Below are 15272 nucleotides of genomic sequence, written 5' to 3' on the forward strand. Positions count from 1 at the left end.
ATGCTTGGATTGTCGATCAAGAATGTCTCGAAAATCTGGAATGCGGACGGGCCTGACCCGGTCCCGGCGGTCAGCAACCTGACGCTGGATGTCGCACCGGGCGAATTCGTCGTGCTGCTTGGCCCCTCGGGCTGCGGGAAAAGCTCGCTTCTCTATATTGTCGCGGGGCTGGAAAAGCCGACTTCGGGGAATGCCAGTTTCGACGGAATCGAGATCACCGAACCCTCTCCCGATCGCAGCCTGATCTTTCAGGAAGCCTCGCTGTATCCGTGGCTGACGGTGCGGGATAACGTGACCTTCGGGCTGAAGATCGCGGGCCACCCGCCCGCGAAACGGACGGAGGCGGCGGAACGCCTGCTGAAGCTGGTCGGCCTTGCCAATTCCGGCGGCAAGCGCCCGCATGAATTGTCGGGCGGGATGCGGCAGCGCGCCGCGCTGGCACGGGCGCTGGCGATGCGGCCCCGGGTGCTGCTGATGGACGAACCCTTCGCCGCGCTCGACATCCAGACGCGGGCAAGAATGCAGCAGCATCTGCTGGACATCTGGGAGAGTTCGAAGGCCTCGGTCCTTCTCGTCACCCATTCCATCGACGAGGCGCTGGCACTGGCCGACCGCATCGTTGTCTTCACCTCTCGCCCTGGCCGCATCAAGGCCGAGATAACGCTCGACATGCCGCGCCCCCGCGACCTGCGCAGCCCGGAAATGATCGAATGCGCCCGCCGCTGCGAGGCGCTGCTGGCCGAAGAGGTCGAGAAAGCCTTCAGGGAACAGGAACTCGCATGAGCGTCGAAATCGTAACCGCGCGCTGGATCGTCACCGGTGCGCAGGATGAAACCACCCCGGTCATCCATGATGATGCGGCGCTGGCCAGCCGCGACGGCATCGTGCTGGCGGTCGGACCGGCGGCCGAGATCAAGGCCGCGTATCCCGAGGCTACCGTCACCGATTACCCGCACCATTTGATCATGCCGGGGTTGGTCAACAGCCACCATCACATCGGCCTGACGCCCCTGCAGCTTGGTGCGCCGGACTACGCGCTGGAGCTATGGTTCGCCGCGCGCCTTTCGATGCGCAAGCTGGACCCCTATCTCGACACGCTTTATTCGGCCTTCGAGATGATCTCCTCGGGGATCACCACTGTCCAGCACATCCAGGGCTGGGCGACCGGTGATCTGGATGAGGTGCTGGGCGCGGCGCGGGGTGTCCTTGGTGCGTATGAGGCAGTGGGGATGCGCGCCTCCTACTGCTATGCTGTGCGCGAGCAGAACCGCTTCGTCTATGAGGCGGACGAGGATTTCTGCGCCCGCCTGCCCGCTGAGGCCGGCCGGGTCATGGCCGCGCATCTTGCCCGGCAGAAGATGAGCTTCGCCGATTTCATGACGCTCTATGACGAGCTGAAAGCCGGCAATCGCAATCCGCGCGCCCGCATCCAGCTTGCACCGGCGAACCTGCACTGGATGACGGATGACGGCCTGCTCGCCATCAAGGAGAAATCCGACGCCGAAGGCGTGCCGATGCACATGCATCTCCTCGAGACCGCCTATCAAAAGGAATATGCCCGCCGCCGCACCGGAACTACGGCGGTCAAGCACCTTGAAAAACTTGGCCTCCTGGGTCCGCAGCTGACCCTCGGCCACGGCGTCTGGATGACCGAGGAAGATATCGAGATCTGCGCAGGAACCGGCACCTGCATCTGCCACAACTGTTCCTCGAATTTCCGCCTGCGGTCCGGCGTCCTGCCGCTGATGGAATTGCAGCGGCGTGGCATGGTCGTCGGCATGGGCATCGACGAGGCCGGGATCAATGACGACCGCGACATGCTGCAGGAAATGCGCATGGCCCTGACCGTCCATCGCGGTCCCGGTATGGATCATTCTGCGGTGCCCACGCCAACGCAGGTGCTGCGCATGGCATCGGAACATGGCGCGCTGACGACCGCTTTCGGGGCCGAGATCGGCCGCCTTGACCCCGGTCGGCGGTTCGACGCGGTTGTCCTCGACTATTCCTCGGCCACCTGGCCCTATCAGGACCCGGACATCGCGCCCCTCGACGCGCTGATCCACCGCGCCAAGACCAAGGACGTCCATGCGGTTCTGGTCGATGGCGAGGTGATCTATCGCGACGGCCAGTTCACACGGATTAACCGCGAAAGCATCCTAGCCCAGATCGCCGAGGCGCTGGCAAAGCCCCGCGATACGTCCGAGCAGGAGACGCATTGGTTGCGCGCGCAGGTCTTTGGCGAGGTCGAGAGGTTCTACGACGGCTACGTCCCGGCGGACACGCCCCGCATCCCCTTTCAGCAAGGCTCTTCCCGCGTCTGACGCGGCCAGGAAACCATCATGACAACGATAATCCGCAATGTGCGCCTGCTGGACCTCGACCGGCAGGAGGGCATGACCTCAACCTGCGACATCAGCATCACCGGGGGGCGCATCGCCGGGATTGGCGAGTGCCTTGCCATTCCCGAAGGCGCGAAACTGATCGAAGGAAACGGGAACCTGCTGATGCCGGGCCTTGTCAACGGTCACTTCCATTCGGCCGTGAACCACATGAAGGGGCGGCTGCCGTCGCTGCCGCTCGAAGTCTTCATGCTCTACGAATGCCCCGAGCTGGACGTGCTGCGACCGACCCCGCGCGAGGCCTATCTGCGCACCATGCTGGGCTGCATCGAGATGCTCAGATGCGGTACGACCTCGGTCCAGGATGACTGCTTCTTCGTGCCGCGCCCCGAACCCGAGATCATCGACGCCGTGGCGCAGGCCTATGTCGACAGCGGCATGCGGGCGCGTCTTGCGTTGGATCAGCCCGAGGTCAGCGAGCTGGAAAAGCTGCCCTATCTGCGCGAGTTGCTGCCCGACGACCTGCGTCGCGAGCTTGGCCGGCCCTCGCCCACATCGCGAGATGACCTGCTGGGCCTCTACGATCATCTCCTGTCCCGATGGCACGGTGCGGCAGGCGGACGGATCAAGGCGGCGGCCTCATGCTCGGCACCACAGCGCGTCAGCCCCGAATACTTCGCGGCGCTTGACCAGTTAAGCCGTGACCACGATCTGCCCTTCTATGCCCATATGCTTGAAACCAAGTTGCAGCGTGTCTTCGGCCGCGAATGCCTGAACGGGCGTTCATTGGTCCGCCATACCGCCGATCTTGGGCTGCTGACGGAACGGATGAACGTGATCCATGCGATCTGGGTGGACGACGCCGACCTTGACCTGCTCGCGGAAAGCGGGGCGTCCGTGGCCCATAACCCGGTGTCGAACCTGCGCCTTGGCAGCGGCGTCATGCGCTGGCGCGCGATGCAGGACCGGGGCATTCCGATCTGCCTTGGCGTGGACGAGGCGATTGCGGACGACGCGGTCAACATGTGGTCGGTGATGAAGACCGCCGCCCTGATCCATTGCATCACCGAGACGGATTACGAACGCTGGCCGAACCCGCGCGAAATCCTGCGCGCCGCGACGACGGGCGGCGGTCATGCAATGCGCGAACCGATGCTGGGCCAGATCTCGGTCGGCGCCCCGGCCGACCTGAACCTGATCGATCTCGGCACCATCGCCTATGTGCCATTGAACGACCTGCCTCGCCAACTTGTCCACTGCGAGTCCGGAACTTCCGTCCTGCTGACCATGGTTGCCGGTGAGGTCGTTCGCGATGGAAATGGGCTGACCCGGATCGACGAGGGCACACTGCTCGCGGAAGCTCGCGAGATTTTCGAGCGCAAAATCGGTCATATGAACGAGGCCGACCGAACCGTGGCGCGATACCTGCCCTACTACCGCAAGATGTACGACCTTGCCTGCGAACAGGACGTGGAAATGGAACGTAGGGTGCCGCATGCCTTGGTCGAAGGGAACCGCGCGCCCACCCCATGGCCCGTTGGCCGAAGTGCGGGTCGGCCGTATCAATAATGCTGGACAGGTAACGGTGTCAGATCAGCAGATCTAACCGTTCAACTCTATGGCAGCGGACCCGCACTGACGCACCGGTTGGAGGCACAGATCGGTTTGGATCAGATTGCCGTCTCGAGCGATCATTCTGTTGCGCCACAAACGAACAGCGAAGCCATCAAGATCGTGCTGCTACGCACCTTCCCCGCCGTCCGGAAGTCGGAAGATCGGATGGTGGCTCGTGATCAGGGTTCATCGAAATAGAAACGCTGAAGGGGAAATTTTCGTGGTCGCCCTGCGGTCGCCGCCCCTCCGTAGCCCCGGCACGGCTGCAGGACATGAATACCTCTGACGGTTCAGCAAATCTGACACCAGCAGCACAATTCGAAATGAAGGAATTGGATCCGCACATAACTGCGGCGGATGCGATCGAAGCCAGTGGGGGAAGCTTATCCGCTATAAGCGGTTCGAATATTGAGTGCCATTCCGTCATCCCGCATGAGTCTGGGAAAAGTCATTCAGCACCATGAGGCGATCATGCCCCCCCATTCAGCCGACACCATTATCATCGGCGGCGGTACCGTCGGATTATGTGCCGCGGTCTACCTGCAGCGCTCGGGCAGGAATGTGATGGTGATCGATCCGCTCCCCTCTCCGGGGGGGGCGTCTTTCGGAAATGCCGGCATGATCAGCCCCGACACCGCCGTCCCGATCTCGCTGCCCGGGATGTTGCGCAAGGTCCCAGGCTGGCTGATGGACCCCATGGGTCCGCTGGTCGTTCGCCCCGCCTATTTCGCGAGAGCCTTTCCGTGGCTGATGAAATGGATATCAGCGGGGCGCTGGACAAACGTCCTCAATATTTCGGACGCCATGCGGAGCTTGCACAAGGACAGTTTTGCGTATTGGCGCGAGCTGGTGGGCGAGGCTTATGGCGATCTGATCCGCAATGACGGGCAGGTTCATTTGTGGGAAAGCGAGAATGAAAGCCTGACCGCCGCGCGCGAGCGGCAAATCCGCGAACGGCATGGCATCGAAGCACGAGCTTTGACACGCGATGAGATTTCCGACCTGTTCCCAGACATGGCCACAGGTCCGAAACGCGCGGTTTTCGTACCCGGCAATGGCTATACCGTCTCGCCGGCCCGCCTTGTGCAAAAGCTGGAAGAGATTTTTCTGAAGGGCGGCGGACAGCGCGTGCACGACCAGGTGGGGAAAGTCATCCCCGCTCCGGGCGGCCGGAACTTCACCGTGCTGACGGGCGTCGGAAACTTCACGGCCCCGAACGTGGTCGTTTGCGCCGGTGCGCATTCGGCACGGCTACTTGAGCCGCTGGGTGTCTCGGTCCCGCTTGAGATCGAACGTGGCTATCACATCATGCTGCGCGATCACGGCCTGCGCGTCGGCACGACGCTTTCGAACAAGAGCCGCAGTTTCGGCCTGACTCCGATGGCCGATGGGTTGCGGGTCGCGGGCACGGTCGAGATATCGGGGCTGGACACCGTTCCGGACGAAAGGCGCGCCTTCATGCTGACGCGTCAATTGAAGCAGTCGTTTCCCTCGGTCAATGTCGAGAACCTGACCTTCTGGGCGGGAATGCGCCCCTCGCTGCCCGATAGCCTGCCGGTGATCGAGGAAAGCGCACGTCATCCGGGCCTGTTCCTCAATTTCGGCCACAGTCATTTCGGAATGACGGGGGGGCCGGGCAGCGGCCTGCTGTTGTCGCAGATCATGAACAGGGAAAAGCCTTTCACCGACCCTGCCGCCTATTCACTGCAGAGAAAAACCATCCGCTTGCTGAGCTGACCTTGTGGCCCGGCCGCCCGGCTGCAAGACTTGCCGGTGGAAGGCCGGTTTGTGCCTTGCAGACCCGGCAGCAGTCAGAATGGTAGGGGATGAGACGCCAACTCAGATTTCGACACATCGAAGGGCTTCAGGCCATTCTGTCCTCGGGGACGGCGACAGGCGCTGCTGCCATGATGAATGTCACGCAGCCCGCCGTGACGCAACTGATCAAAGAGGCCGAGGACATCGTCGGTTACACGCTGTTCGACCGGCGTGGCGGCCGTCTTTCGCCTACCAACGAGGCGCGGCTTCTCTACGAGGAAATCCATCGCTGCTACACCGGGATCGAGCATATCAACGCCTTCTGCGACAAGTTGCGGGCAGAAAAGGGTCATTCTCTGGTTTTGGCCGCCGTGCCCAGTCTGGCGCTTTCCATTCTGCCAAAGGCACTCGCCTCGTATCACAGGCAGGACCGGGGCACCTATTTCAAGGTGATGCCACGGCATTCGAACGACGCACTTGAGCAGGTCGGATCGCAAAAGGGAGACATCGGCTTTGGCACGCGCGAGGTCAGGGTTCCGGGGATCACCTGCTCGCTCATCAGCAGTTTCCCCCTGCTGGCAGTGCTGCCCGCCGGCCATGAACTGGCCGCCAAAGAACAGGTTGCGCTGGAGGACTTTCAGGGCGAGCGGTTTATCCGCATGTCGCCCAGCGAGGGCCTGAACGACGTCTTCACCGAGATGCTGGACGAACGCGGGATCGAACTGACACCGGTCGGTGAATCCCCAATGGCGACGGTCGGCTGCGCCCTGGTCGAAAGCGGCATCGGCATCACCGCCGTGGATCACTGCGCAGCCTATCTTTTTCTCGACCGCGACGTGGTCATCCGGCCCATCGCGCCCCGGATCACCTCCACCTATTACGCCTATTGGCTGACCCGGAACATCCGTGAGCGTGTCATCGATCGCTTCCTTGGCCACCTGCGGACCGAGGCTGCCCAATACGAGCAGCACTTGCAGGAATGGTTGCGCAAGGACGGCAGGCGCCTGCCCTGCGCGATCAGCCGGCCCGGCGACGCGTGACCAGATAATTCAGCAGCAGGACAAGGCAGGTCAGACCGATCAGGAAAGCCGACACCGCCGCGATCACCGGTTCGACCTCAAGGTGCAGGCTGTTCCAGATCCGGACCGGCATGGTCTGTTTGCGCGTCCCAGCCAGAAACAGGGAAATGATCAGCTCGTCGAATGACGCAAGAAACGAAAACAGCATTGAGGAGACGATGCTGGGATAGGTCAGCGGAATGATGATCCGCCGGAACAGATAAGCCTTGCTGGCCCCCAGGCCGACGGCAGCACGCTCGATGTTTGGATCGACCGACTTGACGCCCGCGATCATGATGATCAGCACGATCGGGACCGAGATCACCGAATGGCAGAAGGCCAGCCACACCATGTTGCCCATCAGCCCGATCTTGGCGGTCATGAAATACAGCGACACCGCGATAATGACCGACGGCGCGATGATCGGCATCAGCATGGTCGCAAGGAAAGCCTTCTTGAATCGAAAGCTTTTGCGAACGAAGGCATAGGCGGCCAGAAAGCCGATCGTAGTGGAGATCAGGCTCGACAGCACGGCCACGGTGGCGCTGATCGACATCGACCGGCGCCACGCGGCATCGCCCAGAAAGGCCTCGAACCAGCGCAGAGAGTAGGATTCCGGCGGAAAGGACAGGTAGCTCTCATTGCTGAAGGACAGCACCAGGACAATCGCAACGGGCGCGATCATCGCCACGCAGAAGATCCCGACGTAAACGCCAAGCAGACGCGAAAGAGCGAACATTCTCAGGCCCCCATCATCTTCTTGGAGTCCGTGACCCAGTAATAGACGAAATAGATCGCAAGCGTGACGACGAGCAGCTGGATCGACAGGATGGCCGCACTGGTCCAGTCGAACATGATCTCGACCGAACGCTGGATCAGCATGGCAGTCATGGTGTCCTGCGGTCCGCCCATCAGCGCGGGCGTGATGAAAAAGCCCACCGCAAGGATGAAGACGATCAGCGAGCCCGAGACGACGCCATGCGCCGTCAGGGGAAAGTAGATCCGGCGGAAGGCATAGAACCGGCCCGCCCCAAGGGATCGAGCCGCGCGCATGAACGACGGATCGACACTTTTCATGGCCGCAAACAGCGTCAGGATCATGTAGGGCAACAGGATATACGTCATGCCGACGATGACACCGAACCGGTTATAGAGAAGCGCAAGCGGCGCGTCGGTGATCCCCAGCGACATCAGCGTGTTGTTCACGACGCCGTTCCGCCCCAGCAGGATCATCCAGGAGTAGGTGCGCACGATCATGCTGGTGAAATAGGGCACCACGATGCAGAAGATGACCAGCGTGAAGCGGAAGCGGCCCGCCAGACAAAGATAGGCCGCAACCGGATAGGCGATCAGCAGCGCGCAGAGCGTGACGACCAGCGCGATCATGTTCGAGGTGATCATCGCACTGATGGCAGCGCGCGACCCCGCGGTCCGCACGAATGTCGCGGCGATTTCGGAAAGGCTGCCGATCTCGGCGATGCTGGTCCACAGGAACGAGATGATCGGAACGGCAAAGCCGAACAGGAACATCAAGATGACCGGACCCAGCAGCAGTGAGGTCTCTAGCTTCGAACCGGAATTTCTCATCGCGTCAGGATCTTCGCGTCTGCCCTGTTCCAGTTCACGAAAACCGGCTGACCATGAGCATGGCGCGAGTCGTCGGAATTGGCACAGTCGATGACGAACCCTGCGGGACCGTCCCAGTCGATTTCGTATCGGGTGATATTGCCGAGGAATGCGATCTTCTCGACCCTGCCCGGCACGTGGCAGTACTCTGGCAGCGCTGCGCCAACCGAAAGCTTCAGGCGCTCGGGCCGCACGAAGAAGGCACATTCCTCACCGGGCGAGGGCAACTCTCCTGCCCCATCGACGCCAAGTTTCAGCCCAGCGACCTCGACGGCGGCTTCTCCTTCGGCCAGCCGGGCCACCTTCCCCTCGATCACGTTCGCCTCGCCCAGAAACCGAGCGACGAAGCGTGAGCGGGGGCTCTCATAGACCTCAAGCGGCGGACCCATCTGCGCGATCGCACCGTTTGCCATGATCGCGATCCGGTCCGACATGTTCATCGCCTCTTCCTGGTCATGGGTAACATAGATCACGGTGAGGCCCAGGCGCCGTTGCAGTTCCTTGATCTCGATCTGCATGGCATAGCGCAGGTTCTTGTCCAGCGCGCCCAGTGGCTCGTCCATCAGCACGACGCCCGGCTCGAAAGAAATCGCGCGGGCGATGGCCACCCGTTGCTGCTGACCGCCCGAAAGCTCGCGCGCAAAGCGCCCAGCCAGATGCTCCATCTGGACCGCACGCAAGGCTTCGCGGACCTTTGCTTCGATTGTCTGACGCGGCAGCTTTCGGGCTCGCAGCGGAAATGCCACATTCTCGTAGACATTCAGATGCGGAAAGATGGCGTAGTTCTGGAATACCATGCCGAAGCCCCGCTCGCCCGGCCCCGTCCGCGAAATATCGACGCCGTCGACCGAAATGCTGCCCGAGGATATGTCGGTAAATCCCGCCAGCATCATCAACGTCGTCGTCTTGCCCGACCCTGACGGACCAAGCAGCGAGAAGAACTCGCCCGGCCGGATATCGACGGTGAACCCGTCGACCACGGCCAGCTTGTTGTAAAGCTTGCTTACCGACTGGAAACTGATCTGGTTTCCCTTGAGTTCGACCATTCAGCTTCGACCTCTATTCCCGACAAAGGCACGGGCGACAATCTCGATAAGGCAGGCTTCGTCGACCATATCCGCGATGATGGTTGCCCGACTGGGAAAATTCTCAGGGAAATACTTGACGTAGATCTCGTTCATTCCGGCGAAGTCCGAGCGCCGCTTGAGATAGATCACGACCTCGTAGACATCGGCGAGCACGGCCCCCGCCCCCCCGATCGCCTGCTTCAGGTTCTCAAGCGTGCGGGTCGTCTGTTCGGTGATCCCGCCATCCACGGTCTTTCCCGTAGTCTGGTCGCGCGGCACCTGCACCGAGGTGATGTAGTCGCCAGCCTTCACCGTGCCGTTGACCGGGGCGCTTGAGGGCAGCAAGCCCGTCTTGACGATATCAAACATGTTCACGTCCCTTTCTGTTTATGCCGCGATCCAGGCGGACCAGCGATTGTTGACCTCGGCCCGGTTCTCTGCCCACCACTTGATGTCCCGTACGAAACCGCGGGAAATCGTGAACGGTGTCTTGGTGTCGGGGTCCAGTAGTTCGGGTGCAGTCGCCTCGTAAGCGAGCTTGTTGACAGGAACGGCCTTATAGTTGGAGAACCAGGCCTTCTGAATCTCGGGACTGGCGTTGAAGTCGATGAACTGCAGGGCAGCCTCCTTCATCGACGATCCCTTTGCGATGCCGATCGCCTGGCCCAGAACGGCATTCTGGTTCCATTGCAGCGCCACCGGCGCGCCACTGTCGATGGCAACGCTGGCACGCGTGCTCCACAGGCTGGCAAGGTAGACCTCGCGATCGGCAAGCATCTGGGCCGAAAGCGCGCCGGTATCCCAGAATTTCGTCACCGCACCCTTGATGCGCGAAAGCGATGCAAATGCGCGATCGATATCCAGCGGGTAAAGATCCGCCACGGCCACCCCATCGGCCAGCAGCGCGAACTCCAGATCCGGCGCGCCGCTTGACATGTCGGGCATGGTGCGCGGACCCGCAAAGCGGTCGGCATCCCAGAAATCGGCCCAACTTTGGGGCGCCGTCTCGGCGGTGAATTTCTCGGTATTGTGTGCCATCACCATGGCGTAGTTGAACGAACCCGTGAAACTCGGATGGCGAACCGTCTCCTCGATATCGTCGGGGTTGGTTTGGCTGAACTTGCCATAGTCGATCTGCTCGAGTGCACCTTCGGCATCGAGTTGCAACAGGACATCGTCACCCGTGTCGATTGCATCGACCTCCATCTGGCCCGAGCGGTGCATCGCAAGCAGGCGCGCAGCCGTCGCCGGAACAGGGACGATGGTGACGCCGGTCAGCTTACGGAATGGCTCGTAGACGATGGTCTGCCGCACATCATCAAAGACGCCGCCCGGCGTGCGGACGAGCATCTCGTTCGCGGCAGCGTGCGCCTGCGAGGACCAAACCCACGGCGCCGCCATGACCGCGCTGCCGGCACCGAGCGCGGACAGCACTGTTCGCCTTGTCACCTTGCTTTGCATCGACATCTTCGCTCCCCTGTTGTCCATCTGGCTTTGCTGCTTCAGGGAAGCTTATTCGGACACCCGCACCAGCAAAGAAGAGAACGACTTATGCCCTATAAGGCGAGTCCATTTTGGATCCTGTCGACAGGCGCTCTTCAGCCTGCCAAGCGGGGTCTCTCAGGACTAACGAGTTCAGACGAAAGCGGTGATGGCATTGACCCGCAACATGTGCGGGTGCCCTGTGAAGTTCCGTACGGGGGCAAAGCGCACTACGAACTCCGGACGGGAGTGGCTGAAACTCTGTGTATCTGACGCGGTCCATGCGGTTTCAGATACTCAAGCGCGATCGGACCACGAGCTCAGGCGGCCTCGAAGCGCCGGAAGGTCGCGGATAGTCCCTCCTGGTCGGCCTGGAGAGGATATGCCCCCGGGTGATCACCGCTGCGCGATCACTCGGTTTCCATTGCCAGCACCAGCGACTTCAGGCGGGCCCCCACGGCGGTGAACGGGACACTGGACTTCCACAGAAGATCGATGCCGACCGTCCAGTCGGTCTTCGGATAAGCATTCAGGTTGATCTCGGTCAGCACACCCTGAAGGATGTCCTGCGTGACCAGGCGTCCGGGTACCGTGGCCCAACCTGCACCCTCGCGCAGCAATTCAAGCAAAGCGTTCTGGCTTTCGACGTGGATGCAGCGGGGTGACTTGAGGTACTCGCTGGTCGCAATCCTGTCGAACTGACCCCGCAGCGCCAGCCGTGTATGGTCCCGCAGATGCGAAAACCTGACATGGTCGCGATTGGCCAGCGGATGATCCGAGCGCACGACATTCGTCAGGGTGACGTTGCCGACCCTGATGAAGGACAACTCCGACGGATAATTGCCGCGAGCGCAACCCATGCCGAAATCGGCCGTGCCGTCGGCGACCGCACGCACGAGGTCGCTGGGGCAGATCACCGCAATCTGCAGACCGGCGAACCGATCCTGAAGGTCTGCGAGCACGGGAACCAGCCTGCCGGCGGGCACCGCGTCCTCTACGGCAAGGGTCAGGCTGTGATTGCCGGATTCCAGCAAAAGCCCCGCCTGTTCACGCAGCGTATGGCAGTGGGACAGGATCGCCTCGACTTCCTGCAGCAGGGTCTCTCCCTCGACCGTCAATAGAGGATAGCGGCCGCTGCGGTCGAACAATGCGACCCCCAGATCAATCTCCAGATCAGATATCGCTGTGCTGATTGCGGACTGAACCTTGCCCATTTTCCGGGCAGCTTCGGAAAAAGAGCGAGACTGTGCGGCTGTTTGAAACGCAACCAACTGATCAAGGCTGAACGCCATCCCCCACCTATCTGATTTTTAGATCGGTCCCAACTTGCGCCAACCGCGACCGCGGACCGACAACATCCGAAAACAAAGACTCAAAGTCGGATCGGATTCAACAGAGAGACCATGATGGAAAACACTCCCCACGAGGTGGACCGCAAATTGCCACCCGCGCAAACCTTCGCGCTTGGGCTTCAGCACGTGCTGGTCATGTATTCGGCCTGCATCGTCGTTCCGCTGATCGTCGGAGCGGCGCTTGACCTGCCACAGGACCAGTTGGCGGTCATCATTTGCGCCGACCTTTTCGCCGCGGGCCTGATCTCGATCATCCAGTCCCTTGGCCTGTTCGGTTTCGGGATCCGGCTGCCGGTGATGATGGGCGTCACCTTCGTCTCGATCGCGCCCATCATCTCTATCGGTGCCAATCCCGAACTTGGTCTGCCCGGAGTTTACGGCGCGATCATCGTCTCGGGCATTTTCGGAATTGCGATCGCTCCGTTCTTCGGGCGCTTTTTGCGGTTCTTCCCGCCTGTTGTCACCGGTTCGGTGTTGCTGGTCATCGGTATCAGCCTGCTGAAGGTCGGCATCGAGTGGTCGGCCGGGGGATCGCCACTGCTGCCCGACGGCACACCAAACCCCGACTTCGGCAAGCCCGTCTATCTGCTGATCTCGCTGTCCCAGCTTGTCCTGGTCCTCGTCCTGGTGAAGTTTGCCAAGGGCTTCATCGCGAATATCGCTGTCCTGATCAGCATCATTGCCGGCTATGCCGCCGCCGTGGCACTGGGGGAAATCCACCTGACCGGCATGGATCAGGCGCCCTGGCTGCGCGTCGTGACTCCCTTCCCGTTCGGCGCGCCCACCTTCGATCTGGCCGCTTCGCTGGCGATGTGTCTGGTGATGGTCGTGACCCTGGTCGAATCCACCGGCATGTTCCTTGCGCTTGGCACGATCGTCGGACGGCCCACGACCAACAAGGCGCTTGTCCGCGGTCTCAGGGCGGACGGGATGGGTGCGGTGCTGGGTGGAGTGTTCAACGCTTTCCCATACACCTCCTTTTCGCAGAACATCGGTCTGGTCACGCTGACGGGCGTCAAAAGCCGCTTCGTCTGCGCGGCAGGCGGTTTCATTCTGCTGGCGATGGGACTGGTCCCAAAGCTGTCGCATGTCGTCGCCGCGACGCCGCCTTTCGTCATGGGAAGCGCCGCCACCGTCATGTTCGCGATGGTTGCCATGATGGGCATCCGGATCATCGCCACGGATGACTTCAAGAAAAACTACAACACGGTGCTCATCGCGGCCGTCAGTGTTTCGGTCGGGGTCATTCCGCTGATGTCCCCGCAGTTCTTTGCGCAACTGCCGGGTTGGACGCATCTGTTCACCGAAAGCGGGGTGATCCTTACCACCTTCACCGCCATCGCGCTCAACATCGCCTTCAATGGACTGGGTGATGCCGAGCGCGCCCAGGCCGATGCGGCCGACGCCGCGCTCGCCGTCGAAGCCTAGAAACTTTCACAGAAATCGGAAACACCATGAACAATACCATTCTTCACGCCGACTATCTCGTCACCATGGATGCCACCAATACCGTGATCCGGGACGGTGCCATTCTGGTCGGTAGCACGGGCCGGATCGACGATGTTGGCACCTTCGAACAGGTGCGCTCCCGTGCCCCGGATGCAGCCGTCAAAAGGCTTGCCAATCGCATCCTGATGCCTGGACTGGTCAATACGCACGCGCATTCAGGCATCCTGCGCGGCACGGCAGAAGGGCTACCGGTGTGGGAATGGCTGCAGAAGTTCATCGACCCCATGCACCGTGTCGTGAATGAATACGAGGCGCGCCTCGCCTCGGAACTTTGCTATTCCGAAGCGCTGCTGTCGGGCACCACGACCATCGTGGACATGTGGCGGCACATGCATGGCAGCGCCGAGGTTGCCCGGGATCTGGGCATCAGGGCCGTGCTGGTACCCTATGTCGGCGAGCATCCCGATCACGACTACTTCGAGACACTCTCGACGAACGAGGCCCTGATCCGCAAATGGCATGGCGGCGCCGACGGCCGTGTCAGCGTCTGGGTCGGGCTGGAGCATCTTTTCTACGGGACTCCAGAGGCATGGACCCGCGCAGCCCGGATAAGCCGCGAATATGGGGTGGGCTTTCACACGCACAGCAACGAAAGCCGCTTCGACGTGACCGAGACCGAACGCCGCTACGGCGTCCGCCCCATCGAGGCGCTGGAAAAGTTCGGTCTGCTGGACTGCCCGCGTATTTTGCTGGCGCATTGCGTCTGGCTGTCGAGTGAAGAGATCAAGCTGCTGTCCCAGCATCCCGCGGGCGTGGCCCACAACCCCGTCAGCAACATGAAACTCGCCAGCGGCGCCGCGCCAGTGATCGAACTGCGCAAGATGGGCGTTCCGGTCGGGATTGGCACCGACGGGGAAAAAGAGAACAACAATCTCGACATGTTCGACGAGATGAAGGCTGCGTCTCTTCTTGCGAAGGTATCCACGCTTGACGCGGCAGCCCTGGATGCCTGGTCCGTGTGCCGGATGGCCACGATCGAAGGCGCCAGGGCAATCGGCATGGAAGACCAGATCGGCTCGATCGAGATCGGCAAGCAGGCCGACATCATTGCCGTTCGTTCGAACATTCCGCGCCTGACGCCGCTCATCGGCGGCAGCGACGGAAATATCCACCACAACCTCGTCCACGCTGTCCAAGGCGGAGATGTGGACATGACGATGGTCGCGGGCAGGATCCTCGTCGAAAATGGCAAGCTGCTGACCACCGATCTCGGACAGGTGATCTCGCGCGTCAATGCCGCGGCACCCCAACTGTTCAGTCGTCGGGACGAATGGCTCGCATCCAATTCGGCGGTCGCGGAAGTCACGGCGTGAATGAGAAAACGCCGGGGGCGGCGGTCCTGTCGTCGCCCCTCGCCACAGGAGAACCAAAGTGCCGTCCCAATTCCGTTTCCTATTGAACCACACCGAGATCAGCCTGAGCGCGGCGGGATCTCGGGATACGTTACTTGACTATCTTCGCCTGAGC

13 protein-coding genes are annotated in these 15272 nt (G+C 61.5%); 7 read left to right on the forward strand and 6 right to left on the reverse strand.

All coding sequences use genetic code 11. The features are described 5' to 3' along the window. From RM190_RS22220 to RM190_RS22240, 5 genes are all read left to right on the forward strand, one after another. The gene (locus RM190_RS22220) at positions 1 to 783 is read left to right on the forward strand and encodes an ABC transporter ATP-binding protein (RefSeq protein WP_311761671.1); all 783 of its coding nucleotides are present in this window, start codon (positions 1 to 3) and stop codon (positions 781 to 783) included. After that, positions 780 to 2321 carry an amidohydrolase family protein gene (locus RM190_RS22225; protein WP_311761672.1) on the forward strand — a complete coding sequence of 514 codons (1542 nt, stop codon included), beginning with the start codon at positions 780 to 782 and terminating at the stop codon, positions 2319 to 2321. The genes RM190_RS22220 and RM190_RS22225 overlap by 4 nt, the downstream gene beginning before the upstream one ends. 18 nt (positions 2322 to 2339) lie before the next feature. Continuing rightward, positions 2340 to 3908 (forward strand): amidohydrolase family protein, encoded by a 1569-nt coding sequence (locus tag RM190_RS22230; protein ID WP_311761673.1) that lies wholly within the window; start codon positions 2340 to 2342, stop codon positions 3906 to 3908. Positions 3909 to 4385: 477 nt separating this feature from the next. Further along, positions 4386 to 5690 carry an NAD(P)/FAD-dependent oxidoreductase gene (locus RM190_RS22235; RefSeq protein ID WP_311761674.1) on the forward strand — a complete coding sequence of 435 codons (1305 nt, stop codon included), beginning with the start codon at positions 4386 to 4388 and terminating at the stop codon, positions 5688 to 5690. A gap of 89 nt (positions 5691 to 5779) precedes the next feature. Next, the gene (locus tag RM190_RS22240) at positions 5780 to 6751 is read left to right on the forward strand and encodes a LysR substrate-binding domain-containing protein (RefSeq protein WP_311761675.1); all 972 of its coding nucleotides are present in this window, start codon (positions 5780 to 5782) and stop codon (positions 6749 to 6751) included. On the opposite strand, the gene RM190_RS22245 is transcribed toward RM190_RS22240, so the two are convergent. The 6 genes from RM190_RS22245 to RM190_RS22270 all read right to left on the reverse strand — a co-directional run bounded on the left by RM190_RS22245 (position 6729) and on the right by RM190_RS22270 (position 12236). After that, on the reverse strand, positions 6729 to 7508 hold the full coding sequence (locus RM190_RS22245; RefSeq protein WP_311761676.1) for an ABC transporter permease: 780 nt from the start codon (positions 7506 to 7508) through the stop codon (positions 6729 to 6731). The two genes, RM190_RS22240 and RM190_RS22245, sit on opposite strands and share 23 nt — an antisense overlap. A gap of 2 nt (positions 7509 to 7510) precedes the next feature. Beyond that, positions 7511 to 8356: an ABC transporter permease gene (locus tag RM190_RS22250; protein WP_311761677.1), complete on the reverse strand. Its 846-nt coding sequence runs from the start codon at positions 8354 to 8356 to the stop codon at positions 7511 to 7513. Next, positions 8353 to 9441 (reverse strand): ABC transporter ATP-binding protein, encoded by a 1089-nt coding sequence (locus RM190_RS22255; protein ID WP_311761678.1) that lies wholly within the window; start codon positions 9439 to 9441, stop codon positions 8353 to 8355. The genes RM190_RS22250 and RM190_RS22255 overlap by 4 nt, the downstream gene beginning before the upstream one ends. Then, a complete protein-coding gene (locus RM190_RS22260) occupies positions 9442 to 9831 on the reverse strand; it encodes a RidA family protein (RefSeq protein ID WP_311761679.1) in 390 nt (129 codons plus the stop codon). It abuts the gene before it with no gap. 18 nt (positions 9832 to 9849) lie between these two features. Beyond that, positions 9850 to 10929: a polyamine ABC transporter substrate-binding protein gene (locus RM190_RS22265; RefSeq protein ID WP_311761680.1), complete on the reverse strand. Its 1080-nt coding sequence runs from the start codon at positions 10927 to 10929 to the stop codon at positions 9850 to 9852. 425 nt (positions 10930 to 11354) lie between these two features. Beyond that, complete coding sequence (locus RM190_RS22270) at positions 11355 to 12236, reverse strand: LysR family transcriptional regulator (RefSeq protein WP_311761681.1); 882 nt, start codon at positions 12234 to 12236, stop codon at positions 11355 to 11357. A 114-nt stretch (positions 12237 to 12350) separates the two neighbouring features. Here RM190_RS22270 and RM190_RS22275 point away from each other — a divergent pair, with 114 nt between their 5' ends. Further along, positions 12351 to 13724 carry a nucleobase:cation symporter-2 family protein gene (locus RM190_RS22275; protein ID WP_311761682.1) on the forward strand — a complete coding sequence of 458 codons (1374 nt, stop codon included), beginning with the start codon at positions 12351 to 12353 and terminating at the stop codon, positions 13722 to 13724. Between the two features lie 26 nt (positions 13725 to 13750). Next, entirely contained in the window at positions 13751 to 15118 is a 1368-nt protein-coding gene (locus RM190_RS22280) for an amidohydrolase family protein (RefSeq protein WP_311761683.1), read from the forward strand. Positions 15119 to 15272 lie beyond the last annotated feature (154 nt).

Source organism: Paracoccus broussonetiae (assembly GCF_031854425.1).
GTDB lineage: Bacteria > Pseudomonadota > Alphaproteobacteria > Rhodobacterales > Rhodobacteraceae > Paracoccus > Paracoccus broussonetiae.

Coding starts and splice junctions, on each gene's coding strand:
- RM190_RS22220 (WP_311761671.1), top strand. CDS start 1: ATGCTTGGATTGTCGATCAAGAATGTCTCGAAAATCTGGAATGCGGAC.
- RM190_RS22225 (WP_311761672.1), top strand. CDS start 780: ATGAGCGTCGAAATCGTAACCGCGCGCTGGATCGTCACCGGTGCGCAG.
- RM190_RS22230 (WP_311761673.1), top strand. CDS start 2,340: ATGACAACGATAATCCGCAATGTGCGCCTGCTGGACCTCGACCGGCAG.
- RM190_RS22235 (WP_311761674.1), top strand. CDS start 4,386: ATGAGTCTGGGAAAAGTCATTCAGCACCATGAGGCGATCATGCCCCCC.
- RM190_RS22240 (WP_311761675.1), top strand. CDS start 5,780: ATGAGACGCCAACTCAGATTTCGACACATCGAAGGGCTTCAGGCCATT.
- RM190_RS22245 (WP_311761676.1), bottom strand. CDS start 7,508: ATGTTCGCTCTTTCGCGTCTGCTTGGCGTTTACGTCGGGATCTTCTGC.
- RM190_RS22250 (WP_311761677.1), bottom strand. CDS start 8,356: ATGAGAAATTCCGGTTCGAAGCTAGAGACCTCACTGCTGCTGGGTCCG.
- RM190_RS22255 (WP_311761678.1), bottom strand. CDS start 9,441: ATGGTCGAACTCAAGGGAAACCAGATCAGTTTCCAGTCGGTAAGCAAG.
- RM190_RS22260 (WP_311761679.1), bottom strand. CDS start 9,831: ATGTTTGATATCGTCAAGACGGGCTTGCTGCCCTCAAGCGCCCCGGTC.
- RM190_RS22265 (WP_311761680.1), bottom strand. CDS start 10,929: ATGTCGATGCAAAGCAAGGTGACAAGGCGAACAGTGCTGTCCGCGCTC.
- RM190_RS22270 (WP_311761681.1), bottom strand. CDS start 12,236: ATGGCGTTCAGCCTTGATCAGTTGGTTGCGTTTCAAACAGCCGCACAG.
- RM190_RS22275 (WP_311761682.1), top strand. CDS start 12,351: ATGGAAAACACTCCCCACGAGGTGGACCGCAAATTGCCACCCGCGCAA.
- RM190_RS22280 (WP_311761683.1), top strand. CDS start 13,751: ATGAACAATACCATTCTTCACGCCGACTATCTCGTCACCATGGATGCC.